Source organism: uncultured Methanobrevibacter sp. (genome assembly GCF_902771435.1).
In the GTDB taxonomy this organism is placed as follows: domain Archaea; phylum Methanobacteriota; class Methanobacteria; order Methanobacteriales; family Methanobacteriaceae; genus Methanocatella.
Window position 1 is genome coordinate 67777 of sequence record NZ_CACXXB010000010.1, and the last position, 16604, is coordinate 84380.

The 16604-nt window shown below is 34.8% G+C and carries 17 protein-coding genes; all 17 read left to right on the forward strand.

The window, feature by feature from the left end; translation table 11 throughout:
- Positions 1–36: 36 nt before the first annotated feature.
- Positions 37–876, forward strand: a complete 840-nt coding sequence (gene rfbD / locus QZU83_RS04060) for a dTDP-4-dehydrorhamnose reductase (RefSeq protein WP_295609880.1) — start codon at positions 37–39, stop codon at positions 874–876.
- Positions 873–1322, forward strand: coding sequence for a ribonuclease domain-containing protein (locus tag QZU83_RS04065; protein WP_295609882.1), 450 nt, complete (start codon positions 873–875; stop codon positions 1320–1322). Before rfbD ends, QZU83_RS04065 begins: the two co-directional genes overlap by 4 nt.
- A gap of 1 nt (position 1323) precedes the next feature.
- A complete protein-coding gene (locus QZU83_RS04070) occupies positions 1324–1554 on the forward strand; it encodes a barstar family protein (protein WP_295609884.1) in 231 nt (76 codons plus the stop codon).
- 175 nt (positions 1555–1729) lie between these two features.
- Complete coding sequence (rfbA, locus tag QZU83_RS04075; RefSeq protein WP_295609886.1) at positions 1730–2596, forward strand: glucose-1-phosphate thymidylyltransferase RfbA; 867 nt, start codon at positions 1730–1732, stop codon at positions 2594–2596.
- Positions 2597–2600: 4 nt separating this feature from the next.
- Positions 2601–3161 (forward strand): dTDP-4-dehydrorhamnose 3,5-epimerase, encoded by a 561-nt coding sequence (gene rfbC / locus QZU83_RS04080; RefSeq protein ID WP_295609888.1) that lies wholly within the window; start codon positions 2601–2603, stop codon positions 3159–3161.
- 4 nt (positions 3162–3165) lie between these two features.
- Positions 3166–4173, forward strand: a complete 1008-nt coding sequence (rfbB, locus tag QZU83_RS04085) for a dTDP-glucose 4,6-dehydratase (RefSeq protein WP_295609890.1) — start codon at positions 3166–3168, stop codon at positions 4171–4173.
- A gap of 242 nt (positions 4174–4415) precedes the next feature.
- Complete coding sequence (locus QZU83_RS04090; protein WP_295609892.1) at positions 4416–4682, forward strand: hypothetical protein; 267 nt, start codon at positions 4416–4418, stop codon at positions 4680–4682.
- Position 4683: 1 nt separating this feature from the next.
- Positions 4684–4965 carry a hypothetical protein gene (locus QZU83_RS04095; RefSeq protein ID WP_295609894.1) on the forward strand — a complete coding sequence of 94 codons (282 nt, stop codon included), beginning with the start codon at positions 4684–4686 and terminating at the stop codon, positions 4963–4965.
- 32 nt (positions 4966–4997) lie between these two features.
- A complete protein-coding gene (locus tag QZU83_RS04100) occupies positions 4998–6089 on the forward strand; it encodes a CDP-glycerol glycerophosphotransferase family protein (protein WP_295609896.1) in 1092 nt (363 codons plus the stop codon).
- Between the two features lies 1 nt (position 6090).
- Positions 6091–7053, forward strand: a complete 963-nt coding sequence (locus tag QZU83_RS04105) for a glycosyltransferase family A protein (protein WP_295609897.1) — start codon at positions 6091–6093, stop codon at positions 7051–7053.
- Position 7054: 1 nt separating this feature from the next.
- Positions 7055–8014 carry a glycosyltransferase family 2 protein gene (locus tag QZU83_RS04110; RefSeq protein WP_295609898.1) on the forward strand — a complete coding sequence of 320 codons (960 nt, stop codon included), beginning with the start codon at positions 7055–7057 and terminating at the stop codon, positions 8012–8014.
- 14 nt (positions 8015–8028) lie between these two features.
- Positions 8029–8877: a glycosyltransferase family 2 protein gene (locus tag QZU83_RS04115; RefSeq protein WP_295609900.1), complete on the forward strand. Its 849-nt coding sequence runs from the start codon at positions 8029–8031 to the stop codon at positions 8875–8877.
- Between the two features lie 59 nt (positions 8878–8936).
- Positions 8937–10340 carry an undecaprenyl-phosphate glucose phosphotransferase gene (locus QZU83_RS04120; RefSeq protein ID WP_295609902.1) on the forward strand — a complete coding sequence of 468 codons (1404 nt, stop codon included), beginning with the start codon at positions 8937–8939 and terminating at the stop codon, positions 10338–10340.
- Between the two features lie 160 nt (positions 10341–10500).
- Positions 10501–13143, forward strand: coding sequence for an OB-fold nucleic acid binding domain-containing protein (locus QZU83_RS04125; RefSeq protein ID WP_295609904.1), 2643 nt, complete (start codon positions 10501–10503; stop codon positions 13141–13143).
- Between the two features lie 27 nt (positions 13144–13170).
- Entirely contained in the window at positions 13171–14106 is a 936-nt protein-coding gene (gene radA / locus QZU83_RS04130) for a DNA repair and recombination protein RadA (protein ID WP_295609906.1), read from the forward strand.
- Positions 14107–14175: 69 nt separating this feature from the next.
- On the forward strand, positions 14176–15081 hold the full coding sequence (locus QZU83_RS04135) for an AEC family transporter (protein WP_295609908.1): 906 nt from the start codon (positions 14176–14178) through the stop codon (positions 15079–15081).
- A 302-nt stretch (positions 15082–15383) separates the two neighbouring features.
- Positions 15384–16604 (forward strand): CoB--CoM heterodisulfide reductase iron-sulfur subunit A family protein (locus QZU83_RS04140; RefSeq protein ID WP_295609910.1); only part of this gene is annotated, 1221 nt, incomplete at its 3' end.

Genomic DNA, 16604 nt, shown 5'->3' on the forward strand with positions numbered 1-16604 from the left:
ATATCTAACTATATATTAAAGTTTTAAGGGATTATCATGAAAATTTTAATTACAGGATCCAACGGAATGTTGGGCCATGATTTGGAAAATGTTTTAAAAGACAAGCACGAATTAATCTTAACCACATCCAAAACGTTGGATATAACTGATAAAGATAAAACAATGGAAATTATAAAGGAAAACAATCCCGACATTGTTATAAATTCTGCGGCCTATACCGATGTTGACGGATGTGAAACCAACCAGGATTTGGCATATGCCGTAAACGGACAGGGCGTTGAAAACCTGGCTCTTGCATGCAGGCAAATCGACTGTCCTCTGGTTCATGTAAGTACTGATTATGTATTTGACGGAACTGCAAGAGATCCTATTCCTGAAGATGGTGAAATTGGTCCTATAAGCATTTATGGCAAAAGCAAACTTATGGGAGAGCAGGCCATTCAGGAAATTTTGGACAAATACTTTATTGTGCGTACAGCATGGCTATACGGTATCAACGGTAAAAATTTCCCTAAAACAATGCTTGAGCTGGCTGAAAATCATCCGGAAATAACAGTCGTTTATGATGAGGTTGGAACTCCGACATATACTCCTGATCTGGCCTATGGAATTTCTGAATTAATAGAAACTGATTTTTATGGAATTTACCATCTGACAAATTCAGGAAGCTGCTCCTGGTGTGAATTTGCAAGGTATATATTTGAAATTGCAGACCGTGACGTTAATGTGGTTCCGGTTACAGCATCCGAATTTTCAAGGCCGGCTCCAAGACCAAGCTATTCAGTACTGATGAATAAAAAATGGATTGAAAATGGATTTGAACCATTAAGAGATTATAAAGAGGCTATAAGTGAATATATTGAGTTGATTAAATGAATAAAAAGCTAATGTTTGTCCTTGCACTTGTCATCGCATTATTTACAATGGCATCTGTAAGTGCAGGATTTTTCGATTTTTTAAAATTTGGAGATGATTCTCCTTCCGGCAGTGTTGACGAAAATGGCCAGTACTGTACAGTAAATGAAGTTGCAGCTTATATTAAACAGTATCATAAGCTTCCAAGCAATTACATAACAAAAAAGGAAGCTCAGGAATTGGGATGGCACGGCGGACCCCTTAAAAGTTATGCTCCAGGAAAAAGCATAGGCGGGGACACATTCACCAACAGGCAGCACGTGCTTCCCGACAGCAATTCAAAATACATAGAATGTGACATTAACGCCAATGGAACAGCACGTGGAGCCGAAAGAATAGTCTACAATACAGGCAATTATAAGGTTTACTATACTGCAGACCATTATAATACATTTAAAGAGGTTTAAAATGCAATTGGATGGCAATTTAATTAAAGAAAATGGGCATGACTATTTGGCCGAAGCTTTGGATTTTCCGGATTATTACGGCAAAAACCTGGATGCCTTATATGACTGTCTAACCGAAATCAGCTGCGAAATCGAATTGGTCAATGCAAGTGCCGTTGACAAGGACATTATTGACACATTTAAAGATGCAGCTAGTGAAAATGAGCTTTTGAAATTAAAAATGTTCCCTTAAATGGGAATCTTTCTTCTTTTTTTTATTATCCGAAAATAATGGCTTATACATCAATCTGCAAATCTGCCGGAATTATTTCTTTTTTTTAAAGGTGAAAAAATATTTGCAACAATTCACATCTTAAACAAAACATTATATTAATCATTAAAAATAAATTTATTTTTTAGTGATTGTTATGAAAGGTATAGTACTTGCAGGCGGTTCCGGAACTCGTCTTTATCCGATTACCAAAGCAGTTTCCAAGCAATTATTGCCCTTATATGATAAACCGATGATTTATTATCCTATATCTGTATTGATGCTTGCAGGAATTCGTGAAATTTTAATTATATCCACTCCCCGTGACTTACCGATGTATAAAGATTTACTTGGTGACGGCAGCAGTTTCGGTGTTGAATTTTCATATGAAATTCAGGAAAATCCGAATGGGCTTGCAGAAGCATTCATTATAGGCGAAGAGTTCATCGGCGACGATAATGTAGCCTTGATTTTGGGAGACAATATCTTCCACGGTCACAGATTTACTGAAATTCTTGAAAGGGCAAAAAACCTGAAAGAAGGTGCTGTAATATTCGGATACTACACCAACAACCCTGAAGCCTTTGGTGTTGTTGAGTTTGACAATGACTGGAACGTTTTGTCAATTGAGGAAAAACCGGAAAAGCCTAAGTCAAATTATATTGTACCTGGTCTTTATTTTTATGATAATGATGTAATAGAAATAGCTAAAAACGTAAATCCTTCCGACAGGGGTGAAGTTGAAATTACATCAGTCAATGAAGAGTATCTAAAGCGTGGAAAGCTTAAGGTGGAACTTCTGGGAAGAGGTATGGCTTGGCTGGACACAGGTACTCATGAGGGGCTTTTGGAAGCTTCAAACTTTATAGAAACTATTCAAAAAAGGCAAGGATTATATATCGCATGTCTTGAGGAAATAGCTTATCTTAAAGGTTACATTAACGATGAAGAGTTGTTAAAAACAGCTAATGAACTTAGAAAAACTGATTATGGGCAATACTTATTTAATTTAGTTAAAAAGTGATTTTATGGGAAAATTTAAATTTACTGATTTAGATATTGAAGGGATGTTCATTGTTGAACCTACAGTCTTTGAGGACAACAGGGGATACTTCATGGAATCCTACAATGAAAATGATTTTAAACAGGCAGGTCATGATTTAACTTTCGTTCAGGATAACCAATCCAAATCATCAAAAGGCGTTTTAAGAGGATTGCATTTACAGGTCAATTATCCTCAGGGCAAACTCGTACGTGTCATTAAGGGGGAAGTGTTTGATGTTGGAGTTGATTTGAGAGCGGATTCTCCTACTTATGGAAAATGGGCTGGAGCAATCTTATCAGAAGAAAACAAAAAACAGTTATTCATTCCGCCTAAGTTTGCACACGGATTTGTTGTTTTGTCAGATGAAGCCGAATTCCAATATAAATGCACAGAATTTTATCATGGCGATGATGAAAGCGGCATAATGTGGGACGATGAGGATATTGCCATTGACTGGCCGATTGATGATATTGATGAGATCATATTGTCCGATAAGGATAAGCAATGGAAAACCCTAAAGGAATCCCAAATCAAATACGAGTGATAGCATGACCAAAATACTTGTTACTGGTGGAGCAGGATTTATTGGAAGCAATTTCGTCAGATATATGGTTAACAAATACTCAGAATATGAAATTGTCAATCTTGATGCTTTAACTTACTGCGGAAATCTTGAAAACTTGAAAGATGTTGAAGACATGGACAATTATTCCTTTGTTAAAGGAGATATCAGGGATAAAACCATTGTTGATGACTTGGTAAAGGAATGTGACTATGTAATTAATTTTGCAGCTGAAAGTCATGTTGACAGAAGTATAGAAGATCCGGAAATCTTCATTAAATCAAATGTTTTGGGAACACAGATTCTCCTGAATGCGGCTAAAGAGTTTGGCGTTGAAAAATACATTCAGATATCAACAGATGAGGTTTACGGGACTCTCGGAGCTGAAGGTTATTTTAGAGAAACCACTCCATTACAACCTAATAGTCCATATTCCGCTTCAAAAGCCGGTGGAGATTTAATTACAAGGGCATACGGTGAAACTTTTGATTTGCCAATCAACATTACACGCTGTTCAAACAATTACGGACCGTATCAGTTCCCGGAAAAATTAATTCCGTTGATGATTTCAAACACACTTGAAGATAAGAAATTGCCGATTTATGGTGATGGAAAAAATGTTCGTGACTGGCTGCATGTTTTAGACCACTGCAGAGCTATTGATCTGGTGATGCATGAAGGTGAACTTGGTGAAGTTTATAATATTGGCGGCAACAACGAAAAGCAAAACATTGAGATTGTCAGATTAATTCTAGACGAATTGGATAAGGACGAATCATTAATTGAATTTGTAACTGACAGGTTAGGTCATGACAGACGCTATGCAATTGATTCAACAAAAATTCAAAATGATCTGGGCTGGTCTCCGGAATATACCTTCGAAAAGGGTATAAAAGAAACAATCCAATGGTATTTGGACAATCAGGATTGGACCAACCAGATTAAAAGCGGAGATTATCAAAAATATTATGAAAAGATGTATGGCAATAGGTAAGTTTTACACTTGAAACATACCTCTTTTTTCTATTTTTTTATTATTTATAATTAATTTTTTTTAACACTTGTTTAAAAATTTTTAATTAAATTCTTAATTTTTGTATTATATTATTCAATTTTTGTTTCCAGTTTTTCGTTTAAATAAAGATAATTATATATATTATTATTCTTTAATATTCATTAGTGTAAATGTTAATTACAGTAAATTTTTTTTACTGCTTTAGGGGAGATGGTGATTTTATGTTTAAACAATATTTGCCGTTTATTGCATTAATTATATTTGGTAATATTGAAAATTTGGTGCTCTCTTCACAGGGAGTCGTTGCCGGTGTAAATCCGGTCAAATTGGGTATTGCAAGTATTTTATGTGTTTCAATGTGGATTATTATTGGAACTTTCGGTACTCAGATTCTTATTCAATATGTTGATTTCATCGAATTTATCGGTGGATTTGCAATATTTGTTTTAGGTTTGCAGGCAATGATTCAGTCTATAAGAGGTGAATAGAGTGGATCAGGGTTTGAAGAATTTTTCAATTTTGCTGATTTTTGGAAACATTGAAAACTTAATTTTGGCTGCACAGGGTGTTGCGGCTAGCGTAAATCCTCTTGGCTTGGCTTTACTGAGTTTAACCGCCGTTGTATGTTGGCTTTTAATAGGCACATTTGGTACAAAAATTGCCCTGAAATATGCAAGATATATTAACTTCATAGGCGGATTTGCAATATTTGTTTTAGGTGTTCAAGCAATGCTTAACGCAATTCCGGGTATGCTTGCATTTTTCCATTAAATTGATGTCTTTTAGTTTCTTTGTTGGTTTTTATGAAGTATCTTAAGCATAAAATCTATGGAATCATATTTAATTTATTTAAAATATTTCCCCTTAAAAAAAATAAAATCACGTTTATAGTCGATTCCAGGGAATCCTTTAAGGGCAATTTGGATTATATTAAAAAAGAATTTGAAAAAAGAGGCAATTTTGATTTTAACTTTTTTTATAAGGATAAACTCTCCATTAAAGGATTTAAAAATTTAGCTACTTCAAAATACGTATTTTTAAACGATAACTTTTTTCCTATAGCATTCATGAATTTTAAAGGCGAAACAGTTGTCACTCAGCTATGGCATGCTCCGGGAGCCTTTAAAAAATTTGGAGGTTCTGTAGCGGACGGGGATACCAGAGAGATGCTTTTGAAAATTTCAGACAATGTAGATTATTTGATTACATCCTCAAAGAATATTGAGGATTATTATAGTGAAGCATTTCAAATATCCCGCAATAAGATTAAGCCATTGGGTCTTCCAAGAGCTGATTATTACTTTGAAAGTCATGACGTCGATGATTTGAAATCTAAATTCTGCAATAGGTATGATATAGATTTTAATAAAAAAATAATTCTTTATGCTCCAACCTTTAGGGAAGAGGAGAAATATAATAACGTATTTAATTACCTGAATTTGGATGAATTTAATAGGGCATTGGGTGATGAGTATGTCCTGGCTTTAAGGCTGCATCCAAAAATCAAGGATTTCTATAGCGGCGACATCTCTACAAAAGGCAAATATATAGATTGCAGTGATTATAAATCAGAGCAGGAACTGTTGCTGATTAGTGATGTTTTAATCACGGATTATTCATCAATAATGGTGGAATTTGCAATTTTAAATAAGCCTATTGTATTTTTCGCTTATGATTTGGATAGCTATTTAAGCAATGAAAGGGGATTTTATTTTGATTTCGAATCAGGCGTTCCGGGGCCTGTTGTAAGCAATTCAAATCAATTGATTGATGTTATCGTTAATGAAGAATTTGATGAAAGCAAAATGTCAGACTTTTCTAAGACACAATTTGATGCAATTGATGGTAAAGCATCTAAAAGAGTTGTTGATTTTCTTTTAAAATATGAGGGTTAAAATGAATAATTTTAAGGTTAGTGTTATTATACCAGTTTATAATTGCGCTGAGTATATAGGTGCAACTCTCAAATCAGTAATTAATCAGGATTTTGATGATTATGAAATCATTGTCATTGATGACGGCTCAACAGACAACAGCCTGGAAGTAATCAATGAGACATTAAGGGACTGTGAAGTTCACAATAACATAATTCATCAGGAAAATGCGGGGGTCAGTGTTGCAAGAAACCGTGGTATTGACGTTTCCAGCGGACAATACTTGGTTTTTGTAGATGCTGATGACTATATTTCACAAAATCATTTGCTTGAACTCTACAACCCTGATTACGATTTCAGTTTGGTACAGTTTGCAAAAAAGGAGGGTGACTCAATTTCAGTTCCCAATAACTTTGATTTCACTGAAATTTCAACTGCTGAATTCATCAAAAAGGAGCTGAACATGGAAATATTATTCAATTTTTTCCAGATGTCCTATAATGCAGACATTATTAGGAAAAACAATGTTTGCTTTACTCCTGGCGTCGTTTACGGAGAGGACACGGAATTCGCACTTAAGGCTTTGAGCTATAGCGATAAAATTCATGTAAGCAATGAAGTAACCTACTATTATGTTCAGCGGTCAGATTCAGCCATTAAGACAACAGAATTCAAGCGATTTGATATTATTTCCATTTTTGAAGGCCTGGCCGATTTCTACAAATCACAGGATAAGAACGATTTGGCAAACATGATAATTCATTCCAGAGTTCCAAAAGCCATTTTTGGAAATATGAATTATTTCTTTCACAGCGGTTATGATTTTGAAGAGGTCATTAGGGAAATGAAGAAACGGGATTTATTTTCCAAATTGAAAAAATATGAGGGACCTGATAAGAAGTTCAAATTTAAGTTAAGATTATTTTTATTAAATCCAAAGATATATTATAAAATGTGGTTTAGATTTAAAAATTCCATTGATTAAAATGAAAGTTTCAGTTGTAACACCAAATTATAATGGAGAAAAGTTCTTGAAGACTTTCTTCGAATCACTTAACAATGACAGTGAGCTCATTGGGGAAGTAATTATCATAGATAACGGATCCAGTGACAACAGTAAAGATTACATTAACAATGCCACTTTCAATTTCCCGGTTAAGCTTATAGAAAATTCACAGAATATGGGTTTCGCCCCTGCAGTCAACCAGGGAATCTCAAATGCCAAACATGAATATATATTTTCTCTAAACAACGATACTGAAGTTAAAAAGGGTTCCATCAGGCACATGGTCGAATTGATTTCATCAGGAGAGGACATATTTTCCGTTCAGGCCAAAATGCTCCAATACAACAATAAGGATTTGATTGATGATGTTGGCGACGAGTATAATCTGCTTGCCTGGACTAAAAAGACAGGTGAAAATCACAGTTCTGATGAGTACACAGAAGTAAAGGAAATTTTTTCAAGCTGTGCAGGTGCCGCATTGTATAGAAAGTCATTGTTGAAGGAGCTGGGAATGTTTGACGATAACTTTTTTGCATATATGGAGGATGTTGACCTTGCGCTGCGATCCAGAATAAACGGTTATCGAAATATATTGTGTCCGCAGGCTGTCGTTTATCATATCGGAAGTGCAACCAGCGGAAGCAGACATAATGAGTTTAAGGTAAGGCTAGCAGCTCGAAACAACGTTTGGGTTGTTTATAAAAACATTCCAATCCCTTTAAAGATTACCAATTTCATATTTTTGTTTTTAGGATTTTTAATAAAATATCTGTTCTTTTTAAAGAAAGGATTCGGTTCAATTTATTTGTCTGGAATTAGGGAAGGTTTATCTACAAGAGATAAAATCAAAAAGACAGAATTCAAATCCGAAAATATAAAAAATTATTTAAAAATAGAATATAGATTAATTATTAACACTTTCAAATTTTTAAAAAGATAACCGGTTGATTTTTCATGAATTTATCTATTGTAATTGTAAACTATCGGACGTTTGAACTAACAAGGGATACCATCAACTCTGTTCTTGAATATGCCTATCCGTTCAATTATGAAATTATTGTAGTGGATAACGCATCCGGCGATGATAGCTTAATGAAATTACAGGATTATTTTAAAGACAAGGTCAAATTCATAGAATCCAAAGAGAACAAGGGGTTTGCGGCCGGAAACAATCTGGCTTTAAGACAGATTAAAAGTGATTATGTGCTGCTTTTAAATTCCGACACTGTTGTTTGGGAAAATACTCTGGAAAGTGTTTACAGCTACATGGAAGAACACACCGATGTCGGAGCCTGCGGCTGCAGGGTCAGGCTGGAAAGCGGCGAACTGGACAAGGCATGCAAAAGGACCTTTCCAAACGTTAAAAATTCTTTTTTCAGACTGTTCCATATTCCAAACAAAAGCCAGGATGACAATTACAATTTGACGGATTTGCCTGACGACGATGTCTATGAAATTGACTGCCTGACCGGGGCATTCATGTTCATAAGAGACAATGCTCTTGAAGATTCGGGACTGCTTGATGAGACATTTTTCATGTATGGCGAAGACATTGACCTGTGCTACCGCATTAAGCAGGCCGGCTGGAAAATCGTTTATTACGGCAAAAATTCTATAACCCATTTCAAAGGCGCCAGCAGTAAAAAACAGAAAAATAAACTGATTTATGAGTTTTATCATGCAATGTATATTTATTATAAAAAGCACCATGCAAAAGAATCCTCATTCATTGTAAACATCGTCGTTTACTTTGGGATGTCTGTTTTGTGCATTTTAAAGCTATTTTTGAATTTGTTCAAATAAAAAGTTAAATAAGATATTGGACAATATATATTATAAAGCTAGTTTTTTTGGTAATTGCTATGATAAAGGAAAATCAACGTTTGTTAAATATTAGTTTAGTTTTACTTGATGTATTAGTAATTACTTTATCTCTTATATGTTCATTTTGGTTAAGATTCAATACAACAATATTTGGCCCGATTGGAGGCCATTTAGGCTTTTATAGCTATACTCTGTTTTTAGTTTTCGCTGTTATTCCTACTTATCTTATACTTTATTTTGCTTTTGGATTATACAAGCCGCGCAGAACTTATAAAAACATATTTTCCGAAGCGACTCAAATAATCAAGGTAAACATCGTGGCATTTTTTGTTTTGGTGTCTATCCTGTTTATTATTAATCAGCCGGACTTTTCAAGAATCATGCTTTTCCTTATGGCGGTAATAAGCTCATTTTTCGGAATAATTGAAAGGTTTATTGTTAGAAGCATTTTAAGAAGAATCAGAATCAACAACAGGAATCTGAAACATATCCTCATTGTGGGGGACAATGATTTGGCTTTCTCATTTGCCCAAAAAATTAAGGATAATCCTTATTTGGGATATGTTGTCAGCGGTATTCTGGGAAGGTCCGAACACATAGGCAAGGAAATTTCCGGTACAAGAGTCATTGGAGCTTTTAAGGATTTGGATGTTGTTTTGGAAAAACACAGATATGACCGTGTCGTTTTGGCAATTCCTTTAAAGTATTATTACCGTATTAATGAACTGGTGGAAAGCTGTGAAAAATATGGAATCAAGGCGGAAATCATTCCGGATTATATAAGGTATTTCCCGGCTCAACCGTCAGTTGACATGATTGAAGACATTCCTATAATCAATATCCGCTATGTTCCATTGGATGACGAGTTCAATAAATTTTTAAAATACACTTCAGATTATATAATTTCAATTATAGCGATTATTATAACATCTCCTATAATGTTGATTACTGCAATAGCTATAAAATTAACATCTAAAGGACCTATTATATTTAAACAGGAAAGAATTGGCCATAATGCCGAGCCTTTCATGATGTATAAGTTCCGAAGTATGAAGGTTCAGGATCCGAATGAAGAGGAATCCGAATGGACAACAAGAGGCGATCCCCGTGTTACCTTTGTTGGAAACTTTATCAGAAGAACTAGTATAGATGAATTACCTCAATTTTTCAATGTTTTAAAAGGAGATATGAGTGTTGTTGGTCCAAGACCTGAAAGACCTTATTTTGTTGAGCAATTTAAGGAAAATGTTCCGAAATATATGGTCAAGCATCAGGTACGGCCGGGAATAACTGGTTGGGCTCAAATTCATGGATGCCGTGGAGACACTTCCATTAAAAAACGTATAGAATATGATATTGAGTACGTAGAAAACTGGCACATGGGATTAGACTTGGCAATAATGATTAAAACCGCTTTAAAGAAAAATCCTAATGCTTATTAGGTATCTGTGCATTTACACATTTGCACATAGGCACAGGTGGATTATATTTATAATAAATTTTTTTTATATGTTTAAATATTACTCATCAAATGCTCTCTCTAATACTTTATATAGAGTATAAACATAAAATAATAATTAACTTTTCCATGAGGGGTTTGGTATGCAAGAAGAAATTTTACAATTATACGAAAAAATAAAAGATAAACTTTCTGAAGAAGAGTTTACTGCTGAAATAGAAAAATTACGTGAAAATTACGGTGATGTAGATTTTATGAACGATTTGGACTTGGCACGCATGATTTTAGGAAATTATGGTGTGGAAGTTCCTGAAATTGTTACAAGTGAAGACTCTACTTCTGAAGATGAAAGCGATTCTACAGAAACTGACGAAGATACAGAATTCGTAATGACTGAAGAACTCCAGGAGTATTACGACAAGGTAAAAGACAAAATAACTCAGGATGAATTCTTTGAACGCATGAACGTATTCAAAAAAGAAAATGCGGATATCTCATTCATGGGCGATGCTGATTTTGCCAATATGGTTGTCAGTGAACTGCAAGATAAAGTAGAAGAAGTTGAAACAATATCAGAAAGACCGGAATACTCAGATAAATTTATAAAAGATTTGGAAGACGGCAGTAAGGACGTTAATGTTGCCGGTAGAGTAATATCCATTTCCAATAAAAGATCATTTAAAACCCGTAAAGGTAAGGAAGGTGAAGTCTGTAATGTGGAACTTCAGGATAATACAGGTACAATGAGATGTGTTTTCTGGACTCAAAACATGCCTCTTTTGAACAAATTCCATGAAGGGGACATTATTCAAATTAAAATGGTTGATATTAAAGAAGGCTATTCAGGTCTGGAAGCCAATCTAAGACCAAGATCATCTATTGCACACCTTGAGGAAGATTCTTCAAAATACCCGGTTTATGAAGAAACAATTACTGATATTGCTGATATTGAACCTGAAACCAAAGTCAATATCATTGCAAGAATTATCAGAATCCCTACTATCAGAAGCTATGAGAAAAATGGAAAACAAGGAAAAGTCGCATCACTTGAATTACAGGATGCAACAGGTAAAATTACCTATACTTTATGGAATAAAAATGTTGAATTGATTGAAGATTTAAAATTGGAGGATGGAGATACAGTAAAAATCCTCGCAGCACAATCCCGTGAAAGAATAAACAGGGACGGTGAATCTGAAATATCCTTGACTCACTGGGACGGAAGAATTATTAAAGGTGAATTTGATGTTCCTGAAATCGAACAGGAATTCGCTAAAATAGGTGATTTGTCAGAGCAAAAAGATGTTTCCATCAAAGGGGTTGTAGTCAGACTCCAGGATATCAGAACATTCCTTAGAAAAACAGACAATTCCGAAGGAAGGTTAAGAAACTTTGATGTTGGAGACAACACAGGTACCATCAGAGTCACAGTTTGGGGTGATGACACCGCTTTACCGATAAATAAAGGGGATATAGTTAAAATCATCGGTGGTGACGTTCGTTTTGATGACTATACCGAAAGCGGATATTCCATGAACACTAATTTCAATACCCAAATCACAATCAATCCTGAAAATTTAACTATCGAGGAATTGGATGAATTCGAAGCCATTAAAGAACAATTAAGACCAGTGCCTATTGGAAGCATCGCTGAAATTGATGATGAAGGTAAGGAAATTGACGTTGTTGGCAGAATTCTTTCCGTAAATGATGTTAACGAATTTCAACGTGATGACGGTTCTGTAGGCATTGTCAGATCAGTAATGTTTGCCGATGAGTCCGGTAAAGTTCAATTGTCCTTCTGGAATGAAAGGGCACAGGAAGAATATGTTGTCGGTGATGCATATCAGATTGAAAATGCAAGAACAAGACTTGGAATGATGAGTGTTGATTTAAACATTGGAAGCGGTTCTAGAGTTATAAAATTATCAGAAGAGCAGGCATCTGCAATGTTTATACCTGAATTGTCCACCCTGGAAAAAACAATTTACAATTATAAAAAAATTGAAGATTTGGATGAGGACGAAGAGGACACTATCATCATCGGTAGAATAATTGAAATCAATGATATACGTGAATTTGACAGAGATACAGGTGATAAAGGACATGTAAGAAATATTGAAATAGCAGATGATACCGGAGCTATTAGGGTTGCATTATGGGACAATGATGCACTTAAAGAAAGACAAATAGGCGATGGAATCAAATTGCAAAATCCACGTTTAGCATTAAATATGGATAATCGTCTTGAAGCTAATGTATCAAGAGCTACAACCCTTCTTGAACCTAGCGAAAGCGAATTAGAAAAATTACCTTCCATTGATGAATTGATGGCTGAAATTTACACTCCAAAAACTATCGAATCCTTATTGGAAGATGACACTAATGTCTGTGTCACCGGAACAATAAAAGATGTAAGCACTGATAGAGTACTTCTTAAAAGGTGTCCTAACTGTAACCAAAGTGTAGAAGAATCAGAAGATGAATACGTCTGTGATCACTGTGGATTAACCTTTGATGAACCTGAATATCTTCTCATGATTCCTACAAGAATAGAAGATGACACCGGAGATATCCAAGTTACATTCTTTGACAAGTTGGCAGAAGAATTAATTGGAATGAAAAAAGAAGAAATCATTAGTCTTATGGAAGATAACTATGGTATTGAAGATAAACTTGAAGATTTAAACGGTTTAACTGTAGAAATTATCGCTAATGTTAGTTTTGATGAATTTAATGAAGAAAATAGGTTAAGTCCTAAAAAGATTATAAACAAATATTTTTAAATTGAATAAGTAAAAGGAATGATTATTATGGTCGAATTAGCAGATTTGCCAGGTGTTGGAGAAAAAACAGCAGAAAAATTAAAAGATGCAGGTTTTGCTGATATGATGAGATTAGCTACTGCTACTCCAAAAGAATTATCAGTTAAAGCAGAAATCGGTGAAGGAGTTGCTGAAAAAGTTATTGAAGCTGCTCGTAGAGCTGAAAACATTGATTTTGAAACTGCTTTAGAAGTGGATGAAAGAAGAAAAGACGTAGGTCACATTACAGTAGGCAGTCAGGAATTCAATGACTTAATCGGTGGAGGTATTGAAACCCAATCAATCACTGAAGTATTCGGTGAATTCGGATCCGGTAAAAGTCAAATTTCCCATGAATTAGCTGTTACTGTACAATTACCTATAGAACAGGGAGGACTTGAAGGGGAATGTGTTTTTGTAGATACTGAGAATACCTTCCGTCCGGAAAGAGTAAGACAAATTGCTGAAGGTTTCGATTTGGACGTTGAGCAAGTATTAAGCAGAATTCATGTTGCCCGTGCATTTAATTCAGCTCATCAAATTTTAATGGTTGATAAAATTAATGAACTCATTCAAAACGGTACTAATGTAAAATTAGTCATTGTAGATTCATTAATGGCACATTTCAGAGCAGAATATGTTGGAAGGGAATCCCTTGCTGTAAGACAACAAAAATTAAATCAACATTTACACTCTCTTCAACAAATTGCAAACACCTACAATGTTGCTGTTTTCTTGACTAACCAAGTTCAAGCTAAACCTGATTCCTTCTTCGGAAGTCCTACAAAAGCTATTGGTGGACACGTATTGGGTCACGCTTCAACCTATAGGATTTGGCTCAAAAAAGGTCTTGCAGGTAAAAGAATTGCACGTTTAGTGGATTCTCCTCATTTGCCTGAAGGCGAATGTGTATTTAAAATTACTAGCGAAGGTATCGTTAGTTAATTTTAATCTTTTTCTTTTTTTTAATTTTTTATAATATTTATATGTTTTAAAATCAAACTATTAGTTTGTATGAACTCAATTGAAACGACTATTTTATCCATTATTTTGATGATTGGTTTAGGATATTTTCTTAAGCGAATCGATTTTTTATCTGAAAAGGACATTGATCCTTTTAATAAAATAGTAATGTACATTTTAATGCCCTGTATGATATTTCATGCAATTTTCACTGCTGATATATCATTAATTCCAAAATTGGGCATTTTGCCATTTATAATTTTGGCGTCATCCTTTGCCACCGGAATCATATCCTATTTTATTTTAAAACAGCTTAAATTGGATGATAAGAAATTATGGTCTGTATTGGTAACGGTAATGATAGCAAACACTGCATTTATGGGCTATCCTGTTACTTTAGGAATTTACGGTCAGACAGGTTTTTTAAGAGCAATCTTCTGTGATATGGCTACATTGTGTATATTCCTGCTTTTATCATTTGTTTTGATTTTAAAATTTGGAGGTACAATCAAAACGGCTTTAAAAAAGATTGCGCTTTTTCCTCCGGTATGGGCTGTAGTTTTGGGGTTATGCTTTAACTGGTTAAATATTCCAATAGGCTCTGTTTTAGACAATACCGTTAATTACTTGGGTCAGGGGGCCATTCCACTGATCATGGTCACATTAGGTTTGTCAATTGACTTTTCAGCATTGGCCAGAAGCAAATCCATGATTGCTTTTACTTCCATTATGAAATTGGTGTTTTTCCCTATGGTGGCATTTTTCATTGTGAATTATTTGGGCTTGGTTAATCTGGAATATCAGATATCGGTTGTTGAGGCGGCAATGCCTTCAGGAATGATGTCTCTTCTTTTGGCAATTACCTATAAATTGGATTATGAATTGACATCTGATTGTATACTGATCAACACTGTAATCTCTTTGATTACACTACCTGCAATTATCATGTTATTGTAGGTAAAAATTGCCGTTTTTATTTTAACCTAAAATTTTTATTTCTTAAAATAATGGTTATACTCTTTAATTTTAACCAAATAGCTTTATTTATCCTTTTTTAAATATTTAAAGCTATTTTAATCAATATTTTTTTTCATCATATATAAACTTTACTCTAAAAGTTCATAAGAAAGCTTTAAATATGTGTATTTACTACATATGTATATCTAATACTATGTAAAAATTCTATAGACTTTTTTTAAAAAATTGCAATTTTTATTATATATTAGATATTTTTCACGACTTGTACAAGGTGAATTAATATGGCAGAAGAAATAAATAATAACGAAGAATTAAGGATAGGTGTTTACGTCTGTCACTGTGGTGTTAACATTGGTGGAGTAGTCGACTGTCCTGAAGTAGCAGAGTATGCAAAGACATTACCAAATGTCGTATACGCAACCGACTATAAATACATGTGTTCCGACCCAGGTCAAGCAATGATCCAAGAGGACATCAAAGAGAAAAACTTAAACAGAATTGTTGTAGCAGCATGTTCTCCTCGTCTTCACGAACCTACTTTCCGTAGATGTGTAGAAGAAGCTGGATTAAACAAATTCTTATTTGAATTTGCAAACTTAAGAGAACAAGACTCCTGGGTACACATGGAATTACCAGAAGAAGCTACTGCAAAAGCTAAAGATTTAACACGTATGGCTGTTGCTAAAGCAAGATTACTCGAACCATTAGAAGCTACTAAAGTAGCAGTAAACAACACTGCATTAGTTATCGGTGGTGGAGTAGCTGGTATTCAAACTTCATTGGACTTAGCTGATATGGGCTTCAAAACCTACGTTGTAGAAAGAAACCCAACCATCGGTGGACGTATGGGACAATTAGACAAAACTTTCCCAACTCTCGACTGTTCAATGTGTATTTTAGCACCTAAGATGGTAGACTGTCAAAAACACGAAAACATCGAATTGATTTCCTATGCAGAAGTAACCGAAGTAGACGGATACATCGGAAACTTCAACGTAAAAGTAGAGAAAAAACCAAGATATGTTGATGAAGCATTATGTACTGGATGTGGATCCTGTCAAGAAGCTTGTCCTATCGAAATACCTAACTACTACGACGAAGGTGTCGGTATGGTTAAAGCAGCATTCATCCCATTCCCTCAAGCTGTACCATTATGTGCAACTATCGATAAAGACTACTGTATCGAATGTAACTTATGTGTACAAGCATGTGGACCAAATGCTATCGACCACAATCAACAACCTGAAATCATCGAATTAGAAGTTGGTACTATTGTAGCAGCTATCGGTTACGACCCATTCGACCCATCCGGAATTTACCAATACGGATACGGACGTTTCTCAAACGTTATTACCGCTATGGAAATTGAAAGAATGATTAACGCATCAGGTCCTACCGGTGGACACGTAATCAAACCTTCCGACGGTATCGAACCTAAACGTGTTGCATTCATCCACTGTGTCGGTTCCAGAGATGAACAAATCGGTAAACCATACTGTTCC

Coding starts and splice junctions, on each gene's coding strand:
- rfbA (WP_295609886.1), top strand. CDS start 1,730: ATGAAAGGTATAGTACTTGCAGGCGGTTCCGGAACTCGTCTTTATCCG.
- QZU83_RS04070 (WP_295609884.1), top strand. CDS start 1,324: ATGCAATTGGATGGCAATTTAATTAAAGAAAATGGGCATGACTATTTG.
- rfbD (WP_295609880.1), top strand. CDS start 37: ATGAAAATTTTAATTACAGGATCCAACGGAATGTTGGGCCATGATTTG.
- QZU83_RS04115 (WP_295609900.1), top strand. CDS start 8,029: ATGAATTTATCTATTGTAATTGTAAACTATCGGACGTTTGAACTAACA.
- radA (WP_295609906.1), top strand. CDS start 13,171: ATGGTCGAATTAGCAGATTTGCCAGGTGTTGGAGAAAAAACAGCAGAA.
- QZU83_RS04065 (WP_295609882.1), top strand. CDS start 873: ATGAATAAAAAGCTAATGTTTGTCCTTGCACTTGTCATCGCATTATTT.
- QZU83_RS04125 (WP_295609904.1), top strand. CDS start 10,501: ATGCAAGAAGAAATTTTACAATTATACGAAAAAATAAAAGATAAACTT.
- QZU83_RS04120 (WP_295609902.1), top strand. CDS start 8,937: ATGATAAAGGAAAATCAACGTTTGTTAAATATTAGTTTAGTTTTACTT.
- QZU83_RS04090 (WP_295609892.1), top strand. CDS start 4,416: ATGTTTAAACAATATTTGCCGTTTATTGCATTAATTATATTTGGTAAT.
- QZU83_RS04110 (WP_295609898.1), top strand. CDS start 7,055: ATGAAAGTTTCAGTTGTAACACCAAATTATAATGGAGAAAAGTTCTTG.
- rfbB (WP_295609890.1), top strand. CDS start 3,166: ATGACCAAAATACTTGTTACTGGTGGAGCAGGATTTATTGGAAGCAAT.
- QZU83_RS04135 (WP_295609908.1), top strand. CDS start 14,176: ATGAACTCAATTGAAACGACTATTTTATCCATTATTTTGATGATTGGT.
- rfbC (WP_295609888.1), top strand. CDS start 2,601: ATGGGAAAATTTAAATTTACTGATTTAGATATTGAAGGGATGTTCATT.
- QZU83_RS04100 (WP_295609896.1), top strand. CDS start 4,998: ATGAAGTATCTTAAGCATAAAATCTATGGAATCATATTTAATTTATTT.
- QZU83_RS04105 (WP_295609897.1), top strand. CDS start 6,091: ATGAATAATTTTAAGGTTAGTGTTATTATACCAGTTTATAATTGCGCT.